The sequence below is a fragment of the Corallococcus sp. BB11-1 genome (assembly GCF_026626625.1).
GTDB lineage: Bacteria > Myxococcota > Myxococcia > Myxococcales > Myxococcaceae > Corallococcus > Corallococcus soli.
On record NZ_JAPNJY010000028.1, the window covers coordinates 654,328 to 678,954 of the forward strand.

Genomic DNA, 24,627 nt, shown 5'->3' on the forward strand with positions numbered 1-24,627 from the left:
GGGCACCAAAAAGATGATCCGCTACATCGATGACCTGCAGTTGACCGGCAAGCGCGTCTTCATCCGCGTGGACTTCAACGTCCCCATGGACGGCCGCCGCATCACCGACGACACCCGCATCCGCGAAGCGCTTCCGACCATCAAGCGCGCGCTGGAGATGGGCGGCAAGGTCATCCTGGCGTCCCACCTCGGTCGGCCCAAGGGCCCGGACCCGAAGCTGTCGCTGGAGCCGGTGGCCCAGAAGCTCGTGGAGCTGCTGGGCGGCAAGCACGAGGTCATCCTCACGGATGACAGCGTGGGCGACGGCGTGAAGAAGCAGGTGAAGGAGCTGAAGGAGGGCCAGGTCGTCCTCCTGGAGAACCTGCGCTTCCACAAGGAAGAGGAGGCCAACGACGAGGCCTTCTCGCGCGAGCTGGCGGCGCTGGCGGACGTCTACGTCAACGACGCGTTCGGCACGGCGCACCGCGCGCACGCGTCCACGGCGGGCATGGTGCCGTTCGTGAAGGAGAGGGCGGCCGGCTTCCTGATGCGCAAGGAGATTGAGTACCTGGGCGACAAGGTGCTCAAGAACCCGGCGAAGCCCTTCGTGGCCATCCTGGGCGGCTCCAAGGTGAGCGACAAGATCAAGGTCATCGAGAGCCTGCTGCCCAAGGTGGACGCGCTGCTCGTGGGCGGCGCCATGGCCTACACCTTCCTCAAGGCGCAGGGCATCGAGGTCGGCAAGAGCCGGGTGGAGGAGGGCGACAAGCTGGCGCTGGCGGCGAAGCTGCTGGACACGGCGAAGCGGCTGAAGACGCCGCTGGTGCTGCCCATCGACCACATCGTCGGCACGGGGCCCACGGCGGACAGCGTGGCCAAGGAGACGCCCGACCAGGTCATCCCGGCGGACATGATGGGCCTGGACATCGGGCCCAAGACGCGCGCGATGTTCACGCAGCGCATCCGCGACGCGAAGACGGTGGTGTGGAACGGGCCCATGGGCGTCTTCGAGGTGCCGAAGTTCGCGGAAGGCACCAGGTCGGTGGCGGTGGCCATGTCCATCAACACGCAGGCCACGACGGTCATCGGCGGTGGCGACAGCGCCGCGGCGGTGGAGCAGATGGGCTACGCGGACAAGATGAGCCACGTGTCCACGGGCGGCGGGGCGTCGCTGGAGTTCCTGGAGGGCAAGGAGCTGCCCGGCATCAAGGCGCTGGAGACGAAGTAGGCGACAACGCACCCGCAGTTCCTCAAACGCGCGGTACCGGGGGAGACACCATGGCGTCCCAGGCTCGTCGGAAGATCGTCGCTGGCAACTGGAAGATGAACAAGACGGTGCCGGAGGCGCTCGCGCTGGTGCGCGAGCTGCGCGGCGCGGTGGCCGCGCTGGGGGACACGGTGGAGGTGGTGATCGCGCCTCCGTTCGTGGCGTTGCAGCCCCTGCACATCGCGCTGGAGGGCGCGCCCATCCAGCTGGCGGCGCAGAACTGCCACTGGGAGGCGTCCGGCGCGTTCACCGGAGAGGTCTCCGCGGGGATGCTGGTGGAGCTGGGGTGCGCCTACGTCATCGTGGGGCACTCGGAGCGCCGGCAGTTCTTCGGGGAGACGGACGCCACGGTGAACCAGCGGGCGAAGGCCGTGAAGGCCGCGGGCATGACGCCCATCGTCTGCGTGGGGGAGACGCTGGCTGAGCGCGAGGCGAACCAGACGCTGGCGGTGGTGGAGCGTCAGGTGCGCGGCGCGCTGGAGGGCTTCTCCGCGGCGGACGTGGCGACGTTCGTCATGGCGTACGAGCCGGTGTGGGCCATTGGCACGGGCCGGACGGCGACGACGGCGCAGGCGCAGGAGGTCCACGCGGCGATCCGGGGCCTGCTGGGCCGGCTGTACGACGAGGGGACGGCGGGGCGGGTGCGCATCCAGTACGGCGGCAGCGTGAAGCCGGACAACGCGGCGGAGCTGCTGGGCCAGCCGGACGTGGATGGGGCGCTGGTCGGGGGAGCGAGCCTCAAGGCGGCCGACTTCGTGGCCATCGTGAAGGCGGCGGGCTAAAGGAAGATTCCCTTTTGGAAGTTGTCACCCGTTGACCACATTGTGTAGGGTGCGCCCTCTTTCCACGGAGCGTCTGGAAGCGCCATGCTGACTTTCTTTACGATCGTGCACGTCCTGCTCTGCGTGTTCATGATCTTCGTCATCTTGCTACAGCCGGGGAAGGACGCCGGCATGGGTTCCGCCCTGGGTGGCGGCGCCGCGACGAGCGCCTTCGGTGGGCGCGGAGCGGTGACCTTCCTGAGCAGGCTGACGGGCGTCTTCGCCGGCTTGTTCTTCCTGACGTCGCTGGGCCTGTCTTTCGTCGGCCTGCGCGGCTCCGTGGCTGCGGGGGGCTCGGTCGCATCGCCTCCTCCGGCGGCCTCGGCACCTGCGGCGACGACGCCCGCGCCTGCGGCTCCGGGCAGCGTCGAGCAGGAGCGTACGGCGACCCCGCCGGCCGAGGGCCAGCCGGCCCCCGCGCCGACGACTCCCGCGCCGTAATCGTCAGCCCGTTTCAAGCTCGCGCGTCGGTGATTTAGTCGTTGCGCGAGTCAGCGGGGTTCGATACATGAGCCCCGCGAGCAAGCCCAGGTGGTGGAATTGGTAGACACACCATCTTGAGGTGGTGGCGCCGTGAGGCGTGCGGGTTCGAGTCCCGCCCTGGGCACTCCGAAGAAGAGCCTCCGAATCGAAAGATTCGGGGGCTTTTTTCGTTTTCCCGCACCGGCACCCGCACCTCGGTGGACCCCTGACGCCCCACGCTCACCCAGCGTGAAGAGAGCGTCACCCGGGTTCCGGGGCGTCAGTGTCGTTTGCTATACACCCGCTCGCTTTGGCTGTTCTCCCGGCGCCCCGGTTCCCGGCGGCAGGCGGGACTCCACTGGGGTGGTGGGGGGAGCAATGCCACCCAGTCCCTTCGCCATGATCGGTCAAGTCCATGAAGCGTTCAGCGCTTTCCCTCTCGCCTGTTGAAGTCCTCGCTTCCCTGCTGGGCACTTCGCCTTCGGAGCTGGAACGTCAGTCCGGCGTGTTGCTCGGGAACCTGGGGATGGACTCGCTGACGGCGACGCGGGTGCGGGGCGCCTTCGTCCCCATGCCGTCGTACCAGGTGCTCTACGGACTGACGGTGGCGCAGGCGGCTGCGTCCCTCCGGCAGGCGGCGGTGGACGCGGGGGACGCGCCGGCGCGCGGGGCGGACGGTGATGCCTTGGCCCCGCACGGGGCGTTCGCGCTGACCCCCATGCAGGTGTCCTATGTGATCGGGGCGAGCGAGGACTGTCCCTGTCAGGTCTACTCCGAGTTCGATGTGGAGGGCCTCGACGTCGCCTGTTTCGAGCAGGCGGTGCGCGAGGTCGTCGCCCGCCATCCCATGCTGCACGCGGTCATCGTCGACGGGACCCGGCAGCGGGTGCTCTCCGATGCCGAGCGCCGCGCGCCCCTGCGCCTGGACGCGCTCGCGGTGGAGGACCTGGAGCGGCGGCGTCGCGAGTGCATGACGGTGTTGCAGTCCCAGCCGGACCTCCACTGGGACCTCCGGGTGAGCCGGCTGGGCGAACACACCGTCCGGATCCACCTCCTGCTGGACATGCTCTTCATCGACGCCACCAGCGCGATGCTGCTGTGTCGCGAGGTGGCCGGGCACTATGGCCGCCTCCGGCAGGGGGGCGCTCCCCGCGACCCCGTGGAGGCCGGGCTCTCGTTCCGGGACCATTGCCACCAGCTGGGGACCCGGCAGCCCTCCCCGGCGTCCGTCGAGTACTGGGCCTCGCGGTTCGAGGCGATGCCCGCCCCGCCGCAGCTTCCCCGCCGCAAGAGCGATGGCGCCCGGACGGTCGACTTCCAGCGGGAGTCCCTCCGGCTGGGCGCTGGCCCCTGGAGCGCGCTGAAGGCCCGCGCCAGTGCGCTGAAGGTCACGTCCAATGCCTTGCTGCTCGCGGTGTTCTCGGAGGTGCTCGGCTTCTACTCCGAGGATCCCGACTTCGCGGTCACCGTCACCATGTCCGAGCGGCCGGTGGCCCGCGACAACGACTTCACCGGCGTCGTGGGTGAGTTCACCAACATCCTGCTCTGCGCCATCACCGGACGGCATGCGGGCATCGCCGAGCGCGCCCTCTCCATCCACCAGGAGCTCAGCCAGGGGCTCGAACACAGCGACCTGAGCGGGCTCGAAGTGGTGCGCATGCTGCGCAAGCACCGCGCGGATCCGCACCTCAGCTTCCCGATTGTCTTCACCTCCTTTCTCGGCATCGTCGGCTCGGATCTGGGGCTTGAGGGCTGTCGCACGCGCCTGCACTTCCAACAAACCCAGACGCCGCAGATCACGCTGGACCATCAGGTCTATGAGCTTGACGGCGAGCTGCGGATCAACTGGGACTACGACAGCAACGTCCATGAGCGCGAGCTGATGCGCGACATGCTGTCCTGCTTCCAGCACCTGCTGGAAGGCGTGGCCACCGGAAACCTGCGCTCCTCGACCCTGCCTCCCGAAGTGCTGGCGCTGCGCGTGGGCATGAACCAGACCCACGTCGACTTCGATCCCCAGGCGCCGCGCCTGCTTCATGGGTTGGTGGAGCGGTCCGCGCACGCGACGCCCGACGCTGTCGCCGTCATCGATCAGGAAGTCTCACTGACGTATCGGGAGCTGCTGGCGCTGGCCCGGGCCTCCGCGCTCCGCCTGCAGGACGCTGGGGTCGGCGCCGGCTCCTGCGTGGCCATCGTCATGGAGAAGGGCTGGGAGCAGGTCGTCGCCACGGTGGGCATCCTGCTGTGTGGTGCCCACTACCTGCCGCTCAACCCGAGCAATCCTGACGACCGCCTGCGCAGCATCCTCACCCTGGCCGGCTGCGACATCGCCCTGGTCCAGGACAAGTGCGTGAGCGCCGACCGCCACTGGCACCGCGCGCAGCAAGCCGATGGCGCCATCCGCACCCTCCGCGTGCATCGCGCGCTGGTGTCGGAGGTGGAGGGCCGGGAGCCCCGGCCTGCCCAGGTGGCCCCCGAGGATCTGGCCTACGTCATCTTCACGTCCGGTTCGACCGGGGCGCCCAAGGGCGTGGAGATCGAGCATGGCCCCGCCGTCAACACCTGCCTCGACATCAACGCGCGCTATGGACTCGGCGCGCGGACCGTCACCTTCGCGATCTCCTCGCTCAGCTTCGACCTCTCCGTCTGGGACATCTTCGGGACGCTGGCCGCTGGTGGCACGGTGGTGGTCTGCAAGCCCGACGGGACGCGTGATCCGGACTACTGGTGGCAGCAGCTCCATCAGCACGGGGTGACGGTCTGGAACACCGTCCCGACCTCCTTCGAGATGCTGCTCGCCTCGCGGCCGCCGGGCGCGACCCTGCCCTTGAAGACCGCGCTCCTCAGTGGCGACGCCATCAGCATGCCGATGGCGGACCATGCCCTGGCCCTGTTCCCGGACCTCCAGCTCGTGGCGCTGGGCGGCGCGACCGAGGCCTCCATCTGGTCCAACTACCACGTCATCACCCGCGCCTCGCGTGAGCTGGGCACGGAGCTGGTGCCGTACGGGCGGGCGCTCTCCAACCAGACCCTGTCCGTGCTGGATGCGCGCTTCGAGTACCGGCCGGCCGGCGTCGTGGGTGACATCTACATCGGCGGCGTGGGCCTTGCCCGCGGCTACTTCCGGGATGCCGAACTCACGGCCAGCAAGTTCATCACGGTCGAGCCGCATGGGCGGCTGTACGCGACGGGCGATCTCGGCCGCTATCTCTCCAACGGAGAGATTGAGATTGTCGGACGCAAGGACTCGCAGGTGAAGGTGGGCGGTCACCGCGTCGAATTGGCGGAGATCGAGCACTGCGCGGAGCGGCTGCCGTCGGTCCAGCGTGCCGCCGTGGTGCACCTGCCGGGCGCCAGTGCCCGGGTGGTCGGCTTCGTGACCGCCAGCGGGGACCCCGACAGCGCGCGGGGCCTGGAGGAGGCGCTGCGGGCGCACATCGAGAAACACCTGCCGGACTACATGGCGCCCCAGAGCTGGACCGTGCTCGACGCGCTCCCGCTGACGGGTAACAACAAGGTCGACACCAAGAAGCTGCGCCAGCTTGCCAATGCCTCGCAGCCGAAGGCAGCGGCCCACCCGTCGCTGGAGAGCAACAGCGAGGTCGCCCTCATCCTGCAACTCGCCGCGCAGGTGCTCGGCGTGCCCGCCGACTCCCTTTCGCCCACCCAGAGCCTGGCGGAGCAGGGGCTGTCCTCACTCTTCGCCGTGCGGCTCGTCAACCTCCTGGCCTCGGCCTGGAACACCCGGCTCTCGTACACGCTCGTCTTCAACTACCCGAGCGCGGTGCGGCTGGCGGAGTACCGCGAGGGGCGCGCGACGGTTCGCGCCCCGGCGCGTCGCGAGGCCTCGGCGGTGGACTCCGCGGAGCCCATCGCCGTGGTCGCCCGGGCGCTCCGGCTGCCCGGTGACGTCATGTCCCCGGAAGATTTGTGGGAGATGTTGCTGGCGGGGATGGACTGCGTGACGGACGTGCCCGCCTCCCGCTTCGACATCGACGAGGTGTACGACGCGAACCCGGACGCGGTGGGAAGAAGCTACACGCGTCGCGGCGCCTTCATGCGCGAGGTGGAGAGCTTCGACCACGACTTCTTCGGCATCCCGGTCGCGGAAGCCCGCGCCATGGATCCGCAGCAGCGCCTGCTGCTGGAGCTGTCCTACGAAGCCTTCCACGCGGCGGGCTATGACAAGGAGCGTCTGCGCGGCTCCTCCACCGGCGTCTTCATCGGGCAGATGAACTACGACTGGATGACGGACTTCGATCACGTCACCGACTACGCCGGGACCGGCGCGGCGCCCTCCATCAGCTCCAATCGCATCTCCTTCACGCTCGACCTCGCCGGTCCGAGCATGACCATCGACACGGCCTGTTCGTCCTCGCTGGTCGCCGTGGATGCCGCCATCACGAAGCTGCGAAGTGGCGCCTGTCGCATGGCCCTGGCCGGCGGCGCCAACATGATCCTGTGCGCCACGCCCTACGTGACGACGTGTCAGGCGCGGATGCTGTCGGTTGACAGCCGGTGTGCCACCTTCGACAGCGCCGCCAATGGCATCGCGCGCGGCGAGGGTGTCGGCGTCGTGGTGCTCAAGCGCCTCGGGGATGCGCTGGCTGACGGCGATCCGGTGCTGGCTGTCATTCGCGGATCGGCGGTCAACCAGGATGGTCGCAGCGCGTCGCTGACCGCGCCCAATGGTCTGGCGCAGGAGGCGGTCATCCGGCAGGCCCTGGAGGTCGCCGGTCTGGAGGGACGCGAGGTCGACTACGTCGAGTGTCACGGGACCGGCACGTCGCTGGGCGACCCCATCGAGATTGAAGCGCTCAAGAACGTGCTGGGTGAGCAGCGCGACAAGTCCGTGGTGCTGGGGGCCATCAAGAGCAACATCGGGCACCTGGAAGGCGCCGCCGGTGTGGTGGGGCTCATCAAGGCGGTGGAGGTGCTGCGCCGCCGCGAGGCCCCCGGCAACGTCCACTTCAAGTCGCTGAACCCGAAGATCGATCTGCAGGGCTTCGCCGCCGTCATACCGACCCGGCCGACGGTGCTGGGGAAGGCCGGGGCCCCCCTGGTGGCGAGTGTCTCCTCGTTCGGCTACGGCGGCACCAATGCCCATGTCGTGCTCGAGTCCTATGCGCAGCCTGTCTCGAACACAGAACTCCTGACGCCGAGCGGCCTCTGGATGTTCACGGGCCAGGGCTCGCTGGTCCCGGGCTGCGCGCGGGAGCTGTACGAGGCGAATGCCGTCTTCAAGGAGGCCCTGAACCGGTACGCGGGGGTGCTCGAAACGAAGATGGAGGTGCCGCTGCTGAAGCTGCTGCTCTCGGAAGAGGCGGGCGTGGCGGAGCTGGTGCAGGAGACGCAGTACGCGCAGCCGGCGCTGGTGGCGTTGCAACTGGCGCAGCTGGCGATGTGGCGTTCGCGAGGGGTGCGCCCAGCGGTGGTGCTGGGGCACTCGGTGGGAGAGTTCGCTGCGGCGGTGGCGGCGGGGGTGATGGAGGAGGAGACGGCCCTGGAGCTGGCCGCGCTGCGCGGGCGGCTGATGTCGGGGTGCGAGCGTGGGGGCATGGCGGTGGTGATGGCCACCGTGGAGCAGTTGCAGAAGGTGCTGCCGGCGGAGCTGGTGGTGGCTGCGGAGAACGAGCGGACGCGGACGGTGGTGGCGGGTCCGAAGGAGGCGCTGGGGCGCTTCGTGACGGCGGCGTACGCGGGTGGGCACACGATGCTGGGGGTGTCGCACGCGTTCCACTCGCCGATGATGGGGCCCGCGGCGGAGGCGTTCGAGAAGGAGCTGGAGGGCAGGGAGTTCAAGGCACCGCAGGGGGTGCGCTTCATCTCGACGTTGAGCGGTGAGGAGGAGACGGAGCGGTTGAGGACGGGGGCGTACTGGGCGGAGCAGTTGCTGAAGCCGGTGAGGTTCCTGGGGGCGTTGGAGAAGGCGTGGGAGCAAGGCGCCGAAGTGAAGACGGTGGTGGAGCTGGGGCCAGGGACGACGCTGCTGCGGATGGCCCAGCGGAACATGGGAGAGGAAGGACGGCAGTGGATCGCGTCGAGCCAGGCCATCCGAGGGATTCGTGGCCCTCGACTGTTCCGGCACGTGCCGCTCGGGTGGAACAAGCCGGTGTCGAGGTTGGGGATCGGCAAGGCCGCGCCAGCGGTGGCGAAGGTGATGCCCTCCACGTCCGTCTACGAGACGGTGTGGATGCCTTCGCCTCCCGTGATGGAGAGCCCCCGCCACTCCGGCGAACACCTGCTGCTCACGCGGAAGACCGTGGAAGGGGAACTGCCCGCCGGTTGGACGTCGGTGGTGGTGACGGAGGAGGCGGAGGCGCTGCGGGCGGTGTCGGGCCAGCGGTGGTCCACGGTGGCGCTGTGGGGCAGCAACACGGAGGAGGACGTGGCGCTGGGGCTGTGGCTGCTCCAGACGGAGGCCCAGGCCGAGCGTCGGGTATTCGTGACGTCGGCGGAGAGCGAAGGGGATGCCGGGCTGTGGGGCCTGGCGCGGACGTTCCGGCTGGAGCGCCCGGACGTGCGGGTGCGCTGCATCGAGCACGGTGTGGGAAGCCCGTTGGCGAAGGTGCTCGCGCTGGCCACGAGTGAGGAGGCGGAGGACGAGCTGTCGGTGGATGCGGCAGGCATCGTCCGGGTGCCGCGCCTGCGCCGTTGCAGTGACGTGGGCGGAGCCGGGCGGCTGTCGGTGCGTGCGGACGCGACGTATGTGATTAGCGGAGGGCAGGGTGCGCTGGGGAAGGTGTCGGCCCGGCTGCTGGTGGAGGCTGGCGCGACGCACGTGCTGCTGCTGTCGCGCACGGCCGTGACGCCGGAGGGGTTGGCGCCGGAGCTGGCGGCGCTGCGGAGCCGCGCCCGGGTGGAGGGCGTGGCGTGCGACGTGTCGCGAGTGGAGAGCGTGCGAGCTGCGCAAGCGTGGCTGGCGGAGGCCGGGTGGCCTTCGGTGGGAGGCGTGGTGCACGCGGCGGGCGTGCTGAGCGACGGGACGGTGCCCAACCAGACGGCGGAGAAGCTGCGGCTGGCGTACGGGGCGAAGGTGCACGGCGCGCGGAACCTGCGGGAGGTGTTCGCGCCCCCGGACTTCCTGGTGCTCTTCTCGTCGATTGCCTCGGCTTTCGGTTCCGTGGCGCAGGGCAGCTACGCGGCGGCGAACGCGACGCTGGACGCGCTGGCGCGGCGGTGGTCGGCGGCGGGCGAAGCGGTGCTGTCGGTGCAGTGGGGCGCGTGGTCCGAAGGCGGAATGGCGGCGCGGCACGGCGCCGTCAAGCGCTCGGAGGCAGAGGGCCTGGGGAGCATCAGCGACGCGCTGGGCACGGCGGTGCTGTCTCAGTTGCTGGCGGCTGGCAAGCGCGGGACGGTCTGCGTGTCGCCCATCGACTGGAGCCGGCTGACCCTCAGGAGCACGCGGTTCGAATTGCTGTCAGACGCGGGCGGTGCGACGAAGCGCCAGACCTGGAGCCGCCCGGCATTGCAACAGTTGGTCCGGGACTGCGTCGTGCAGTTCATTCCGTCGAGCGCGGTTGAAGCCAACCGCTCGTTCATGGAGGCCGGATTCTCCTCGCTGGACCTGGTGCAGTTCCGTCGGCAACTGCTGGCGCGCCTGCCGGACTCGATCGAGCTTCCGGTCCACTTCGCCTTCAACTACCCCACCGAGGAAGACGTCACCCAGCACCTGTTCGAACAGCTCCAGCTCAAGACCGCGCCAGTTTCGGGCGCGAGCGGCATGTGGACGCTGTTGAACGGCCGGACGACCGGTACGCCCATCTTCCTCGTCGGCGGTGTGATGGGGACGGCGGAGAAGACCTTCGGCGTCCTGGCCGCGGCGCTGTCGGTTCCGGTCTACGCCACCATGCCGGGCATCCCCGCGGTCATTGACCCCTCCCAGACGCACGTGGAAGGGATTGCCGCGGAGCTGGTGGCGGCCATGCGGAGCACCGCGGCGTGCGACACGTACACCGTTGGAGGACTGTCCTTCGGGGCGACCCTCGCGTTCGAGATGGGCTTGCAGTTGGAGCGCGAAGGCCGGCTCGCGCGGATCGTGATGCTCGATCCTCGGCACATGCCGCCGTTCGTGGCGCCGGAAGCGCCGGCACCCTTCGAGAAGCTGCTGGAGTACTACACGCCGGGCGGCGCGGTCCGCTCGCCCGTGCTCGTCTTCCAGTGCGCGATCCCCCCGCTCGAAAAGCAGTCGGAGATGATGCGTGAGGCGTCGCGCTCCTTCCAGGGTGACGCCGACGTGCTGGAGCGCTGCCGTGTGATGTGCCCTGGGCTGGAGTTGATCCGGAGCGAGGGGCACCACTTCAACCTGCTCAACAAGCACTCCCCGCCCATCGCCGCCCGCATTGAACAGGACCTCCTGGCGTCGTCGAGCGCGGAGCACCTCGCGGAAGCGATTGCCATCGTGGGCAGGTCGTGCCGCCTGCCCGGTGATGTCCGGTCGCCGGACGCGCTGTGGAACATGCTGCTGGCGGGGAAGGACTGCGTGACGGACATCCCCGCCTCGCGCTTCGACATCGATGAGGTGTTCGACGCCAATCCAGACGTGGCGGGGCGCAGCTACACGCGTCGCGGCGCCTTCATGAACGAGGTGGAGAGCTTCGATCATGACTTCTTTGGCATCTCGGTCGCGGAAGCGCGGGCCATGGACCCGCAGCAGCGCCTGCTGCTGGAGGTCGCCTACGAGGCCTTCCACGACGCGGGCTACGACAAGAAGCGCCTGCGCGGCTCGGCGACGAGTGTCCACATCGGTCTGGCCAATGACGACTGGACCACGATGGGGCGTGACCACGAGGCCCACAGCCCGCACTTTGGCGCGGGTGTCTCCGGCTCAATCGCCTCCAATCGCATCTCCTACCTGCTCGGGTTGACGGGGCCGAGCATGACGCTCGACACCGCCTGCTCGTCGTCGCTGGTGGCGGTGGACCTGGCGGTGGAGAAGCTGCGCAGCGGCATCTGCTCCATGGCCCTGGTGGGCGGCGTCAACGTCATGCTGCACCACCGGATGTTCGTGAGCGCGTGCGCGACCAAGGCGCTGTCGCCCGTGGGACGCTGTGCCACCTTCGACGCGTCGGCGGACGGCTACTGTCGTGGCGAGGGTGTGGGCGCGGTTGTCCTCAAGCGCCTCGGCGACGCGCTGGCCGCGGGCGACGAAGTGCTGGCGGTGATTCGTGGCACGGCGGTCAATCAGGACGGGCGCAGCGCGTCGCTGACCGCGCCCAACGGACTGGCGCAGGAAGCGGTCATCCGACAGGCCTTGCAGGTCGCCGGCCTGGAGGGGCGCGAGGTCGACTACATCGAATGCCACGGCACCGGCACGTCGCTGGGCGACCCCATCGAGGTCGGAGCCCTCAAGAGCGTGCTGGGCGAGCGCCGCGACAAGCCCGTGGTGCTGGGCGCGGTGAAGAGCAACATCGGGCACCTGGAGGGCGCCGCCGGTGTGGTGGGGCTCATCAAGGCGGTGGAAGTGCTGCGCCGCCGTGAAGCTCCCGGCAACGTCCACTTCCAGGAGCTGAATCCCAAGATCGACCTGCGAGGCTTCCCCGCCGTCATCCCGACCGCGCTGACGCCGTTGGGACGACCAGGGGACACGCGCCCGCTCGTCGCTGGCGTCTCCTCGTTTGGTTTTGGCGGCACCAACGCGCATGTGGTGTTGGAGTCCCACGTGGGCGCCAGGGTGGACACCGGCGCGTTGCCCCGGCAGCTCATGGAATACGCGCCCCGGTTCCTGCCGTGGCGGCGGCTGCCGCATCCGTTCCTGAGTCGCAAGGAGGAGGGCGGCTTCGTGGCGGTGCTGTCCGGAGCGCAGGCGGAGCGGTGGAAGGACCACCGTATCGGCGAGCAGGTGCTGGTGCCCGCCGCGAGCCATCTGACGCTGCTGGGCGGCGCGGAGCTGTTGAAGCAGGGCTCCGACGGCGTCAAGGCCGTTGGCGTCGAAGTCCAGGACGTGGTGATGCCTCGGCCGCTGGTGGTGGGCGGTGAGGGTGGAGTGGTGCGCTGTCTCGCCAACGGCAGCCAGTGGAGCATCCAGGCTGAACGTGATGGGAGCAGCGAGCTGGTCGCGAGTTGTCGGTCCGCAAGGCTCCTGAACAGTGCGGAGCTGGTCCGCGGCGACGTGGATGTCGATGCGGTGCGCGGCCGTTGTGCCCCGACGGAGGTGGAGGCGCTGTATGAGGTGCTGGCCCGCCAGGGCGCACGGTTCGGGCGCGGCTATCGCAACCTGACGGACCTTTCCCTGGGCGAAGAGGAGGCGATCGCCCGGATCAAGGTGGAGCACGCGTCCGTGGCCGACCGCAGCCTGACGCTGCTGCATCCGGCGACGCTCGACGCGGGGATCCAACTGCTCGGGCTGTGCGCGATGCGGACGTGCGGCGTCTGCCTGCCGTTCAACGTGCAGGCGACGAAGCTGTTCCTGATGGAGGAGCAGCCCCGGGAACTGTGGGCGTACGCTCGGGTGAGCGCGCTCAGCTCCAAGAGCGTGGAAGGAACGGTGACGCTCTTTGGCGACACCGGAGAAGTCTATGCGGTGCTCGAAGGGCTGACCTGTCGGCAGGCGGGTGTCGACACGCGCGTCCAGGAAAGCGTCTTCGAGACGGAGTGGGTGCGGCTGCACGAGGCAGCCGATTCAAGCCTCCCGCAGAGGGGCGAACACCTGCTGCTCACGCGGAAGGCCGTGGAAGGGGGGCTGCCCGCCGGTTGGACGTCGGTGGTGGTGACGGAAGAAGCGGAGGCGCTGCGGACGGTGTCGGGCCAGCGGTGGTCCACGGTGGCGCTGTGGGGCAGCAACACGGAGGAGGACGTGGCGCTGGGGCTGTGGCTGCTCCAGACGGAGGCCCAGGCCGAGCGTCGGGTATTCGTGACGTCGGCGGAGAGCGAAGGGGATGCCGGGCTGTGGGGCCTGGCGCGGACGTTCCGGCTGGAGCGCCCGGACGTGCGGGTGCGCTGCATTGAGCACGCTGCGGGAAGCCCGCTGGCGAAGGTGCTCGCGCTGGCCACGAGTGAAGAGGCGGAGGACGAGCTGTCGGTGGATGCGGCGGGCATCGTCCGGGTGCCGAGGTTGCGGCGTTGCGGTGACGTGGGCGGAGCCGGGCGGCTGTCGGTGCGAGCGGACGCGACGTATGTGATTAGCGGAGGGCAGGGGGCGCTGGGGAAGGTGGCGGCCCGGCTGCTGGTGGAGGCCGGCGCGACGCACGTGCTGCTGCTGTCGCGCACGGCCGTGACGCCGGAGGGGTTGGCGCCGGAGCTGGCGGCGCTGCGGAGCCGCGCCCGGGTGGAGGGCGTGGCGTGCGACGTGTCGCGAGTGGAGAGCGTGCGAGCTGCGCAAGCGTGGCTAGCGGAGGCCGGGTGGCCTTCGGTGGGAGGCGTGGTGCACGCGGCGGGCGTGCTGAGCGACGGGACGGTGCCGAACCAGACGGCGGAGAAGTTGCGGCTGGCGTACGGGGCGAAGGTGCACGGCGCGCGGAACCTGCGGGAGGTGTTCTCGCCCCCGGACTTCCTGGTGCTCTTCTCCTCGGCGGCGGCGACCTTCGGTTCCGTGGGGCAGGGCAGCTACGCGGCGGCGAACGCGACGTTGGACGCGCTGGCGAGGCGGTGGTCGGCGGCGGGTGAAGCGGTGCTGTCGGTGCAGTGGGGTGCGTGGTCCGAAGGTGGAATGGCGACGCGGCACGACGCGGTCCGGCGTGCGGAGGCGGGTGGCTTTGGGAGCATCAGCGACGCGCTGGGCACGGCGGTGCTGGAGCAGTTGTTGGCGGGAGGCAAGCGGGGGACCGTGTGCGCCACGCCCATCGACTGGAACCGGCTCCAACTGGAGATGCCGCTCGTCTCCCGCTTCCGGCCCAAGCGAAGCGTGAGCAATGCGCTACCGCGTGCGGAGTCGCGCGGGGGGCCCACGACGGCGGAGTTGCTCGCGCTGGTGCGTCGCGCGGCCGCGGACTCGATGGGCTTGCCAGGAGGGCGGTTCGTCGATGATGAGCCGCTGATGGCGCAAGGGCTGGACTCCCTGGGCGCGGTCTCCCTGGCCCAGAGCCTCGGTCGGGAGCTGGGCCTGACGCTCGGGGCGGTGTTCGTCCTGAATCACCCGACGCTCGACGAAATCGTCGCGGCCCTGGCCGTACGCCTGGAGAGCGCGACGTCGAGCGCGCCACCGCCGCCACGTCCTCAATTGCAGCGCTCCGAGGAGCCCATCGCCATCGTGGGCACGGCATGCCGCCTGCCTGGGGGTGTCCGTTCTCCGGACGCGCTGTGGGAGATGCTGGTGGCGGGGACGGACTGCGTGACGGACATCCCCGCCTCGCGCTTCGACATCGACGAGGTGTTCGACGCGGATCCGAACGTCGCAGGGAAGAGCTACACCCGGCGCGGTGCCTTCATGAGCGGGGCGGAGAGCTTCGACCATGACTTCTTTGGCATCTCGCTCGCGGAAGCCCGCGCCATGGATCCCCATCAACGCCTGCTGCTGGAGGTCGCCTACGAGGCCTTCCACGACGCGGGTTATGACAAGAAGCGGCTGCGTGGCTCCTCCACCAGCGTCTTCGTCGGCGTCGCCAACCAGGACTGGATGATTGTCTCGGGTGAGCGCGAGGCGAAGAACCCCTTCTTCGGGGCCGGCGTCTCGTCGTCCATCACCTCCAATCGCATCTCCTACCTGCTCGGATTGACGGGGCCGAGCATGACGCTCGACACCGCCTGCTCTTCGTCGCTGGTGGCGGTGGACCTGGCGGTGGAGAAGCTGCGCAGCGGGGTGTGCTCGGCGGCGCTCGTGGGTGGCGTCAACGTCATGCTGCACCACCGCACCTTCGTCGGGTGCTGCGCCGCCAAGATGCTCTCACCCAACGGGCGCTGCGCCACCTTCGACGAATCCGCGGATGGCTACTGTCGCGGTGAGGGCGTGGGGGCGGTGGTCCTCAAGCGCCTCGGGGATGCACTGGCCGCGGGCGACGAGGTGCTGGCGGTGATTCGCGGCACGGCCGTCAACCAGGATGGTCGCAGTACGTCGCTGACCGCGCCCAACGGGCTGGCGCAGGAGGCGGTCATCCGGCAGGCCCTGGAGGTCGCCGGCCTGGAAGGCCGGGAGGTTGATTACGTCGAATGCCACGGGACTGGCACCTCGCTGGGCGACCCCATCGAGGTCGAAGCGCTGCGCAATGTCCTGACGGAGCGTCGCGACAAGCCCGTGGTGCTGGGCGCGGTGAAGAGCAACATCGGGCACCTGGAGGGCGCCGCCGGTGTCGTGGGGCTCATCAAGACGGTGGAGGTCCTGCGCCGTCGTGAGGCGCCTGGAAACGTCCACTTCAAGTCGCTGAATCCCAAGATCGACCTGCGAGGGTTCGCCGCCATCATCCCGACCGCGCCGACGCCGTTGGGGCCACCGGGGGACACGCGTCCGCTGGTCGCAGGCGTCTCTTCGTTTGGCTTTGGCGGGACCAATGCCCACGTGGTGCTGGAGTCATTCCCGGGAGCCGCCGCGGAGCGCCGGCAGCGCATGGAGTACGCGCCGCGATTCATTCCGTGGAGCCGGTTGCCGCATCCGTTCTTGAGCCGCAAGGAGGAGAACGGCTTCGTGGCGACGCTGTCGGGAGAGCAGGCGTCGCGTTGGAATGATCATCGCATCGGCGAGCAGGTGCTGGTGCCTGCCGCGAGCCATCTGACGCTGCTGGGCGGTGCCGCGCTGCTGAAGCAGGGCGCCGACGGCGTCAAGGCGGCGGGTGTCGAAGTGGAAGAGGTGATCATGCCGAGGCCGCTGGTGGTGAGCGGCGAGGGCGGCCTGGTTCGCTGCGTCTCCAGGGGCAGCCAGTGGGTCGTGGAAGGCGAGCGTGATGGCCTCAAGGAGGAGGTCGCGAGCTGCCGGTCCGCACGGGTCCTGAGCAGCGTGGAGCTGACTCGAAGCGGCGTGGATGTCGAAGCGGTGCGGGGGCGCTGCGCTCCGGTGGACGTGGAGGCCCTCTATGCTTCGATGTCTCAGCTCGGAGCGAGGTTCGGGCCCGGCTACCGCAACCTGAAGGATCTGCACCTGGGCGAAGAGGAGGCGATTGCCCGGGTCGAGGTCGTGCATGCGTCCGTGGTCGACCGCGGCCTGACGCTGCTGCATCCGGCGACCCTGGATGCGGGGATCCAACTGCTTGGGCTCTGCGGGATGAAGACCTGCGGAGTCTGTGTGCCATTCAGTGTCCGCAACGCGCGGCTGTCCTCCGTGGAGGAGCAGCCTCGCTCACTGTGGGCCCATGCGAGGGTGAGCGCGAGCAGCGCCAGGGGCGTGGAAGGCACGGTGACGCTCTTCGATGACAGCGGAGACGTGTATGCGGTGCTGGAAGGATTGACCTGTCGGCAGTTGGGGACGGACGCGGGCCTCCAGGAGAGCCTCTTCGAAACGGAGTGGGTGCCGCTGGTCTCGGCGCTGAGGATGCCTGTCGGCATGAGCGGTGAGGGCCTCCTGCTGTCGCGCGTGGCGCTCGAAGGCGAGCTGCCGGTGGGCTGGCGGATGGTGGTGGTGGACAAGGAGGCGCAGTGGTTGCCCACGGTGTCCCGCTCGCGGTGGTCGACCGTGGCGCTCTGGGGGGACAATGGGGAGGAGGACGTCGCGCTGGGGCTGCGACTGTTGCAACTGGCAAGCGGCGACGTGGCGACTCCCGCCGTGCTGCGGACCGAACGGTTGACGTTCGTGACGTCGGCGGAGAGCGAAGGGGACGCGGGGCTGTGGGGCTTGGCGCGGACGTTCCGGCTGGAGCGCCCGGACGTGCGGGTGCGCTGCATCGAGCACGCTGCGGGAAGCCCGCTGGCGAAGGTGCTCGCGCTGGCCACGAGCGAAGAGGCGGAGGACGAGCTGTCGGTGGATGCGGCGGGCCTCGTCCGGGTGCCGCGGCTGCGGCGTTGCAGTGACGTGGGGGGCGCCGAGCGGCTGTCGGTGCGTGCGGACGCGACGTATGTGATTAGCGGAGGGCAGGGAGCGCTGGGGAAGGTTGCTGCCCGGCTGCTGGTGGAGGCTGGCGCGACGCACGTGCTGCTGCTGTCGCGCACGGCCGTGACGCCGGAGGGGCTGGCGCCGGAGCTGGCGGCGCTGCGGAGCCGCGCCCGGGTGGAGGGCGTGGCGTGCGACGTGTCGCGAGTGGAGAGCGTGCGAGCTGCGCAAGTGTGGCTGGCGGAGGCCGGGTGGCCTTCGGTGGGAGGCGTGGTGCACGCGGCGGGTGTGCTTAGCGACGGGACGGTGCCCAACCAGACGGCGGAGAAGTTGCGGCTGGCGTACGGGGCGAAGGTGCACGGCGCGAGGAACCTGCGGGAGGTGTTCGCTCCTCCGGACTTCCTGGTGCTCTTCTCCTCGGCGGCGGCGACCTTCGGTTCCTCGGGGCAGGGCAGCTACGCGGCGGCGAACGCGACGTTGGACGCGCTGGCGAGGCGGTGGTCGGCGGCGGGTGAAGCGGTGCTGTCGGTGCAGTGGGGTGCGTGGTCCGAAGGCGGAATGGCGGCGCGGCACGACGCGGTCCGGCGTGCGGAGGCGGGCGGCTTCGGGAGCATCAGCGACTCGCTGGGCATGGCGGTGCTGTCTCAGTTGCTGGCGGGAGGCAAGCGGGGGACCGTGTGCGCCACGCCCATCGACTGGAACCGGCTCCAACTGGAGATGCCGCTCGTCTCCCGCTTCCGGCCCAAGCGAAGCGCGAGCAAGGCACTGCCGTCCGCGGAGTCGCGCGGGGGCCCCGGGGGCGCGGAGCTGCTCGCGCTGGTGCGTCGCGTGGTGGCCGAGTCGATGGGCTTGCCCGGCGGGCAGGTCCTCGATGACGAGCCGTTGATGGCGCAAGGGCTGGACTCGCTGGGCGCGGTCGTCCTGGCGCAGGGGCTGAGTCGGGAGCTGGGCCTGACGCTGGGGCCGGTGTTCGTCCTGAATCATCCAACGCTCAAGGAGCTGGCTGCCGCCCTGGCCGCACGCTTCGAGAGCGCGACTCCCAGCACGCCAGCGCCGACCCGCCCGAGGTCGCAGCGCTCCGAGGAGCCCATCGCGATCGTGGCCACGGCGTGCCGGCTGCCCGGCGACGTGATGTCTCCGGAGGAGCTGTGGAAGATGTTGTTGGAGGGGACGGACTGCGTGACCGAGGTCCCCTTCTCGCGCTTCGACATCGACGAGGTGTTCGACGCGAACCCCAATGCCGTGGGGAAGAGCTACACCCGGCGCGGTGCCTTCATGAGCGAGGTGGAGAGCTTCGACCATGACTTCTTCGGCATCCCGGTCGCGGAAGCCCGGGCCATGGATCCCCAGCAGCGCCTGCTGTTGGAGGTGGCCTACGAAGCATTCCACGCCGCCGGCTACGACAAGGCCAGTCTGCGCTCGTCACGCATCGGTGTGTTCGTGGGACAGATGAACCACGACTGGGCGCACATGAATGCCGAGGATCAACTCTCGGATCCATTCTTTGGCGCGGGCTCCTCGGCGTCCATCACCTCCAACCGCATCTCCTACCTGCTTGGATTGACGGGGCCGAGCATGACGCTCGACACTGCCTGTTCGTCGTCGCTGGTGGCGGTGGACCTGGCGGTGGAGAAGCTGCGTGGCGGGGTGTGCTCGGCGGCGCTCGTCGGTGGCGTCAACGTCATGCTGCACCACCGCACCTTCGTCGGGTGTTGCGCCGCCAAGATGCTGTCCGTCAAGGGCCGGTGCGCCACCTTCGACGAGTCCGCCGACGGCTACTGCCGAGGTGAGGGCGTGGGGGCGGTGGTCCTCAAGCGCCTCAGCGATGCGCTGGCCGCGGGCGACGAGGTGCTGGCGGTGATCCGCAGCACGGCGGTCAATCAGGACGGGCGCAGCGCGTCGCTGACCGCTCCCAACGGGCTGGCGCAGGAGGCAGTCATCCGGCAGGCCCTGGAGATCGCCGGCCTGGAAGGACGGGACGTCGACTACGTCGAATGCCATGGCACCGGCACGTCGCTGGGCGACCCCATCGAGGTCGAAGCGCTCAAGAACGTGCTGGGGACGAGGCGCGACAAGCCCGTGGTGCTGGGGGCCATCAAGAGCAACATCGGGCACCTGGAGGGCGCCGCCGGTGTCGTGGGGCTCATCAAGGCGGTGGAGGTACTGCGCCGTCGCGAGGCACCCGGCAACGTCCACTTCAAGGTGCTGAATCCCAAGATCGATCTGCAGGGCTTCTCCGCCGTCATCCCGACCGCGCCCACGCCACTGGGACGAAAGGGGGACAAGACGCCTCTGGTCGCGGGAGTCTCGTCGTTTGGCTTTGGCGGTACGAATGCTCACGTCGTACTCGAATCCTGGGATTCGCCTGTGTCACGCAAGGCGAACCCTTCTGCTACGGAAGTCGGAGGCTGGGAATGACGCAGCTATGGATGTTCACCGGCCAGGGTGCGTTGGTCCCGGGCTGCGCGCGGGAGCTGTACGAGGCGAACGCCGTCTTCAAGGAGGCCCTGAGCCGGTACGCGGGGGTGCTCGAAGCGAAGATGGAGGTGCCGCTGCTCAAGCTGCTGCTCTCGGCCGAGGCGGGCGTGGCGGAGCTGGTGCAGGAGACGCAGTACGCGCAGCCGGCGCTGGTGGCGTTGCAGTTGGCGCAGCTGGCGATGTGGCGTTCGCGAGGGGTGCGCCCGGCGGTGGTGCTGGGGCACTCGGTGGGAGAGTTCGCGGCGGCGGTGGCGGCGGGGGTGATGGAGGAGGAGACGGCCCTGGAGCTGGCCGCGCTGCGCGGGCGGCTGATGTCGGGGTGCGAGCGTGGGGGCATGGCGGTGGTGATGGCCACCGTGGAGCAGTTGCAGAAGGTGCTGCCGGCGGAGCTGGTGGTGGCTGCGGAGAACGAGCGGACGCGGACGGTGGTGGCGGGTCCGAAGGAGGCGCTGGGGCGCTTCGTGACGGCGGCGTACGCGGGTGGGCACACGATGCTGGGGGTGTCGCACGCGTTCCACTCGCCGATGATGGGGCCCGCGGCGGAGGCGTTCGAGAAGGAGCTTGTGGGCAGGGAGTTCAAGGCACCGCAGGGGGTGCGCTTCATCTCGACGTTGAGCGGTGAGGAGGAGACGGAGCGGTTGAGGACGGGGGCGTACTGGGCGGAGCAGTTGTTGAAGCCGGTGAGGTTCCTGGGGGCGTTGGAGAAGGCGTGGGAGCAAGGCGCCGAAGTGAAGACGGTGGTGGAACTGGGGCCAGGGGCGACGCTGCTGCGGATGGCCCAGCGGAACATGGGGGAGCAAGGGCGGCAGTGGATCGCGTCGAGCCAGGCTGTCCGCTGGGGGCGCGGTCCCGGATTGTTCCGGCACGTGCCGCTCGGGTGGAACAAGCCAGGGGCGAAGTCCGGGGCCGTCAAGGCCGCGCCCGTGGAGCAAGCGACGCCCTCCACGTCTGTCTACGAGACGGTGTGGACGTCAGCACCCCCCATCACCGAGCGGCCAGTGACCGTTGGCCAGCACCTGCTGCTCGCGCGGAAGGCCGTGGAAGGGGAGCTGCCCGCTGGTTGGACGTCGGTGGTGGTGACGGAGGAGGCGGAGGCGCTGCGGGCGGTGTCGGGCCAGCGGTGGTCCACGGTGGCGCTGTGGGGCAGCAACACGGAGGAGGACGTGGCGCTGGGGCTGTGGCTGCTCCAGACGGAGGCCCAGGCCGAGCGCCGGGTATTCGTGACGTCGGCGGAGAGCGAAGGGGATGCGGGGCTGTGGGGCCTGGCGCGGACGTTCCGGCTGGAGCGCCCGGACGTGCGGGTGCGCTGCATCGAGCACGCTGCGGGAAGCCCGCTGGCGAAGGTGCTCGCGCTGGCCACGAGCGAAGAGGCGGAGGACGAGCTGTCGGTGGATGCGGCGGGCCTCGTCCGGGTGCCGCGGCTGCGGCGTTGCAGTGACGTGGGGGGCGCCGAGCGGCTGTCGGTGCGTGCGGACGCGACGTATGTGATTAGCGGAGGGCAGGGGGCACTGGGGAAGGTTGCGGCCCGGCTGCTGGTGGAGGCCGGCGCGACGCACGTGCTGCTGCTGTCGCGCACGGCCGTGACGCCGGAGGGGCTGGCGCCGGAGCTGGCGGCGCTGCGAAGCCGCGCCCGGGTGGAGGGCGTGGCGTGCGACGTGTCGCGCGTGGAGAGCGTGAGGGCGGCGCAAGCGTGGCTGGCGGAGGCCGGGTGGCCTTCGGTGGGAGGCGTGGTGCACGCGGCGGGCGTGCTGAGCGACGGGACGGTGCCGAACCAGACGGCGGAGAAGCTGCGGCTGGCGTACGGGGCGAAGGTGCACGGCGCGCGGAACCTGCGGGAGGTGTTCTCGCCCCCGGACTTCCTGGTGCTCTTCTCCTCGGCGGCGGCGGCCTTCGGCTCCTCGGGGCAGGGCAGCTACGCGGCGGCGAACGCGACGTTGGACGCGCTGGCGAGGCGGTGGTCGGCGGCGGGTGAAGCGGTGCTGTCGGTGCAGTGGGGTGCGTGGTCCGAAGGCGGAATGGCGGCGCGGCACGACGCGGTCCGGCGTGCGGAGGCGGGCGGCTTCGGGAGCATCAGCGACTCGCTGGGCATGGCGGTGCTGTCTCAGTTGCTGGCGGGAGGCAAGCGGGGGACCGTGTGCGCCACGCCCATCGACTGGAACCGGCTCCAACTGGAGATGCCGCTCGTCTCCCGCCTCCGTCCCAAGCGAAGCGCGAGCGCCGGTCCGACCCATTCCGAGCCGGCCTCCACGCATGTCTCCGCGGAGGAGTTGCTCGCGATTGTCCGGCAAGCCGCGACCGAACTCGTGGGCAGGCCCATCGCGGATGATGCCTCCCTCCTGGAGAGCGGGTTGGATTCGCTTGGCAGCGTGTCGCTGCGCAACCGCCTTGCATCGCGCCTGGGCGTCGAGCTGTCGTCTGCCTTCGTGCTCGAATGTCCGAGCGTGAGCGCGATGGTCCGCTACCTGTCGTCCCTGTCTCCTCGCGCGGCCTCTCGTCCGGTGCCGGCGGTGTCTCACTCCCAGTTGCCGGTGCTTGTGATTGGGGCTGGCATTGGCGGGCTGAGCTTCGCCCGACAACTGGAGAAGGCCGGCACCTCCGTGGTCGTGATGGACGCCGCCGCGCGCGTCGGAGGGGTCTGGCAATCGCTCGCCAACGCTTCCTCCAAGTTGCAGATTGATTCGCCGGCCTATGACTTCGACAGCACGGCGATGCCCTTGCCCGGTGACCACAGCTGGAAGACCAGCTTCCCGTCCCAGGCGGAGATCCTGACCGGCTGCCAGAGCACGGCGGCCGACCTGATGGGCCCCGTGTATCTCGAAGCTCGGGTCCAGACCGTGCGCAAGGTCGAGTCGTCCGAATACGAGGTCACCTATCAGCGTGCCGGGCGCACGCAACGCATGCGTGTCTCAGGCGTGGCCGCGATGACGGGGGGACTCCACCGTCCCCGCCGTCACACGTTCCCGGGCGAGGAGGCGTTCGGCGGCCACATCGGGCTGGGCGTCGCCAACGACACGCCGCTGGAACTCTTCCGCGGAGCCTCGGTGGTGATCGTCGGTCACGGTGCCTTCGCCGTGGAGAACATGCGCACCGCCCTTGAGAATGGCGCCAGGCACGTGACCCTCTTGTGCCGCCAGCAGCACATGGTGCTCTCCACGTTCTGCAACTGGCTGCTCAATTCGAGCAAGGGGGTGATGCCCGTCTCCGACGTGGTCGACGTGATGCGCCCCTTCTACGCGGCCTGTGGCGTGGAGGTGCAGGACCTGCACTCCCTGGCGCGGGATGCGGCGGGCGAGTGGACGCTGGATCAGGCCACGGTGCCGCCCGGCTCCGACCTCTATTTCCTGGCCCAGATGATGGGCAAGCTGCGCATCGTCGTCGGGGAGGCTGCTGGATTCACCTCCAGCTCGGTGCTGACGCAGGACGGGCAGGAGCTCGCGGCGGAGGTCTTCCTCAAGTGCCTGGGCTCGCACACCGACGACTCGGTGCTGCTCGGGCTCTTTGGCGAGGGCAGCAGGGTGCAGGGGCTCTGGATCAACGGAGACCCCAACCTCATCACGTACAACGACGGCGCGCAGGTGCCGCGCAAGGTCAAGTCGCTGATGTGCGCCAGCTACGCGTTCTTCGTGCAGGCCTTCGCGCCCGCCTACCTGCACTTCCGCGCCCACCCTGACGAGCACGCACGCGCCCTGGCGCGCATCACCTCCGCGACCCCGACGAGCACCGACGCCGAGCGCGTGCTCCTGGAGCTGTGGGACTTCCTGGAGCCGACCAAGCGCGTCCTGGCCGAGCGCACCCTCGAACTCCTTCCGTTCGACCGCTTCCAGGTCGAGCGCGAAAACGAGTGGGAGCGCTACAGCCGGATGCTGGGCGGCACCGGCGAGGAGGGCCAGGCGCTGTGGCAGCTGCTGCGCCCGACGCTGTCCCTGGTGCACCGCCGCAATCCCCAGGCTCCCGTCGAGATGCGAAGCCGACATCCGGTCCTGGGCTCGCTGTCCGTGTTCGTGCCGCGCAGCCAGCGGGTGCTGTTCCTCCCAGGCCAGGGAACCAATGCCCGCCTCGCCCGGACCCTGCTGGAGCGGACCGGCTGGATCGACCGCTCACGCCTGGAGTTCGTCGTACCGGATGCCCCGTATGAGATGCCTGCCTTCACCAATGAGCTGCAGTTGGAGCAGGTGGGGCTGAGCAACCTGGTGAGCGCCGGGCTCTACGACAAGACGGCGCGCTATCGCGAGTGGCGCGCCGGCTTCGAGGCGCTCTATCAGCAGCACCATCACGGCAAGGCGATCAACGTGACGGATGTGGAGCGCGAACAGTGGCGCGTGACGCTGGCGTATCTGCGGGAGATCGTGGAGCGCTACGGTCCCTTCGACGGCATCGCCGGCTTCTGTGAGGGCGCGGCGGTGGCGTCGGTGGCGCTGCACCTCCAGGCGCGAGGGGAGGACCACGGACTGGGCTCGGTTCGCTTCTTCATCGCCATGGCCCCGTGGCGCTCCCCGATGCACCAGCAGGAAGGCATGTTCCGCCCCGGCCAGCCCCTCAAGCTGCCCATGCTCCAGATCGTGGGCGACAACGACATGGACGTGTTTCTGGGGGCGGCGCCGCACTTCTATGCGGACTTCGCGGGCGCCAGTGAGTTCCGCCACCCGGGCCAGCACGTCTATCCCCCGCTGACGCCCGGCCTGGAGGTCAAGCTGCGCCAGTTGCTCAACGCGAGCGCGGTGGCCTGAGCG

Annotated in this window: 5 protein-coding genes and 1 tRNA gene; all 6 read left to right on the plus strand. The window is 69.6% G+C overall.

What is annotated here, in order from left to right:
- Positions 1–13: 13 nt before the first annotated feature.
- The 6 genes from OV207_RS24105 to OV207_RS24130 all read left to right on the plus strand — a co-directional run bounded on the left by OV207_RS24105 (position 14) and on the right by OV207_RS24130 (position 24,624).
- The gene (locus tag OV207_RS24105; RefSeq protein ID WP_267557518.1) at positions 14–1,207 is read left to right on the plus strand and encodes a phosphoglycerate kinase; all 1,194 of its coding nucleotides are present in this window, start codon (positions 14–16) and stop codon (positions 1,205–1,207) included.
- A 50-nt stretch (positions 1,208–1,257) separates the two neighbouring features.
- Positions 1,258–2,028: a triose-phosphate isomerase gene (tpiA, locus tag OV207_RS24110; protein ID WP_193429891.1), complete on the plus strand. Its 771-nt coding sequence runs from the start codon at positions 1,258–1,260 to the stop codon at positions 2,026–2,028.
- Between the two features lie 84 nt (positions 2,029–2,112).
- Entirely contained in the window at positions 2,113–2,508 is a 396-nt protein-coding gene (gene secG / locus OV207_RS24115) for a preprotein translocase subunit SecG (protein WP_193429892.1), read from the plus strand.
- Between the two features lie 84 nt (positions 2,509–2,592).
- Positions 2,593–2,674 (plus strand) — tRNA-Leu (locus OV207_RS24120).
- A 360-nt stretch (positions 2,675–3,034) separates the two neighbouring features.
- Positions 3,035–19,837 carry a non-ribosomal peptide synthetase/type I polyketide synthase gene (locus OV207_RS24125; protein WP_267557519.1) on the plus strand — a complete coding sequence of 5,601 codons (16,803 nt, stop codon included), beginning with the start codon at positions 3,035–3,037 and terminating at the stop codon, positions 19,835–19,837.
- Positions 19,834–24,624, plus strand: coding sequence for an SDR family NAD(P)-dependent oxidoreductase (locus OV207_RS24130; protein WP_267557520.1), 4,791 nt, complete (start codon positions 19,834–19,836; stop codon positions 24,622–24,624). The genes OV207_RS24125 and OV207_RS24130 overlap by 4 nt, the downstream gene beginning before the upstream one ends.
- Positions 24,625–24,627 lie beyond the last annotated feature (3 nt).

What these genes read in the sequence shown, in the direction of transcription:
- OV207_RS24105 (WP_267557518.1), top strand. Translation starts at nt 14, where the DNA reads ATGATCCGCTACATCGATGACCTGCAGTTGACCGGCAAGCGCGTCTTC.
- tpiA (WP_193429891.1), top strand. Translation starts at nt 1,258, where the DNA reads ATGGCGTCCCAGGCTCGTCGGAAGATCGTCGCTGGCAACTGGAAGATG.
- secG (WP_193429892.1), top strand. Translation starts at nt 2,113, where the DNA reads ATGCTGACTTTCTTTACGATCGTGCACGTCCTGCTCTGCGTGTTCATG.
- OV207_RS24130 (WP_267557520.1), top strand. Translation starts at nt 19,834, where the DNA reads ATGACGCAGCTATGGATGTTCACCGGCCAGGGTGCGTTGGTCCCGGGC.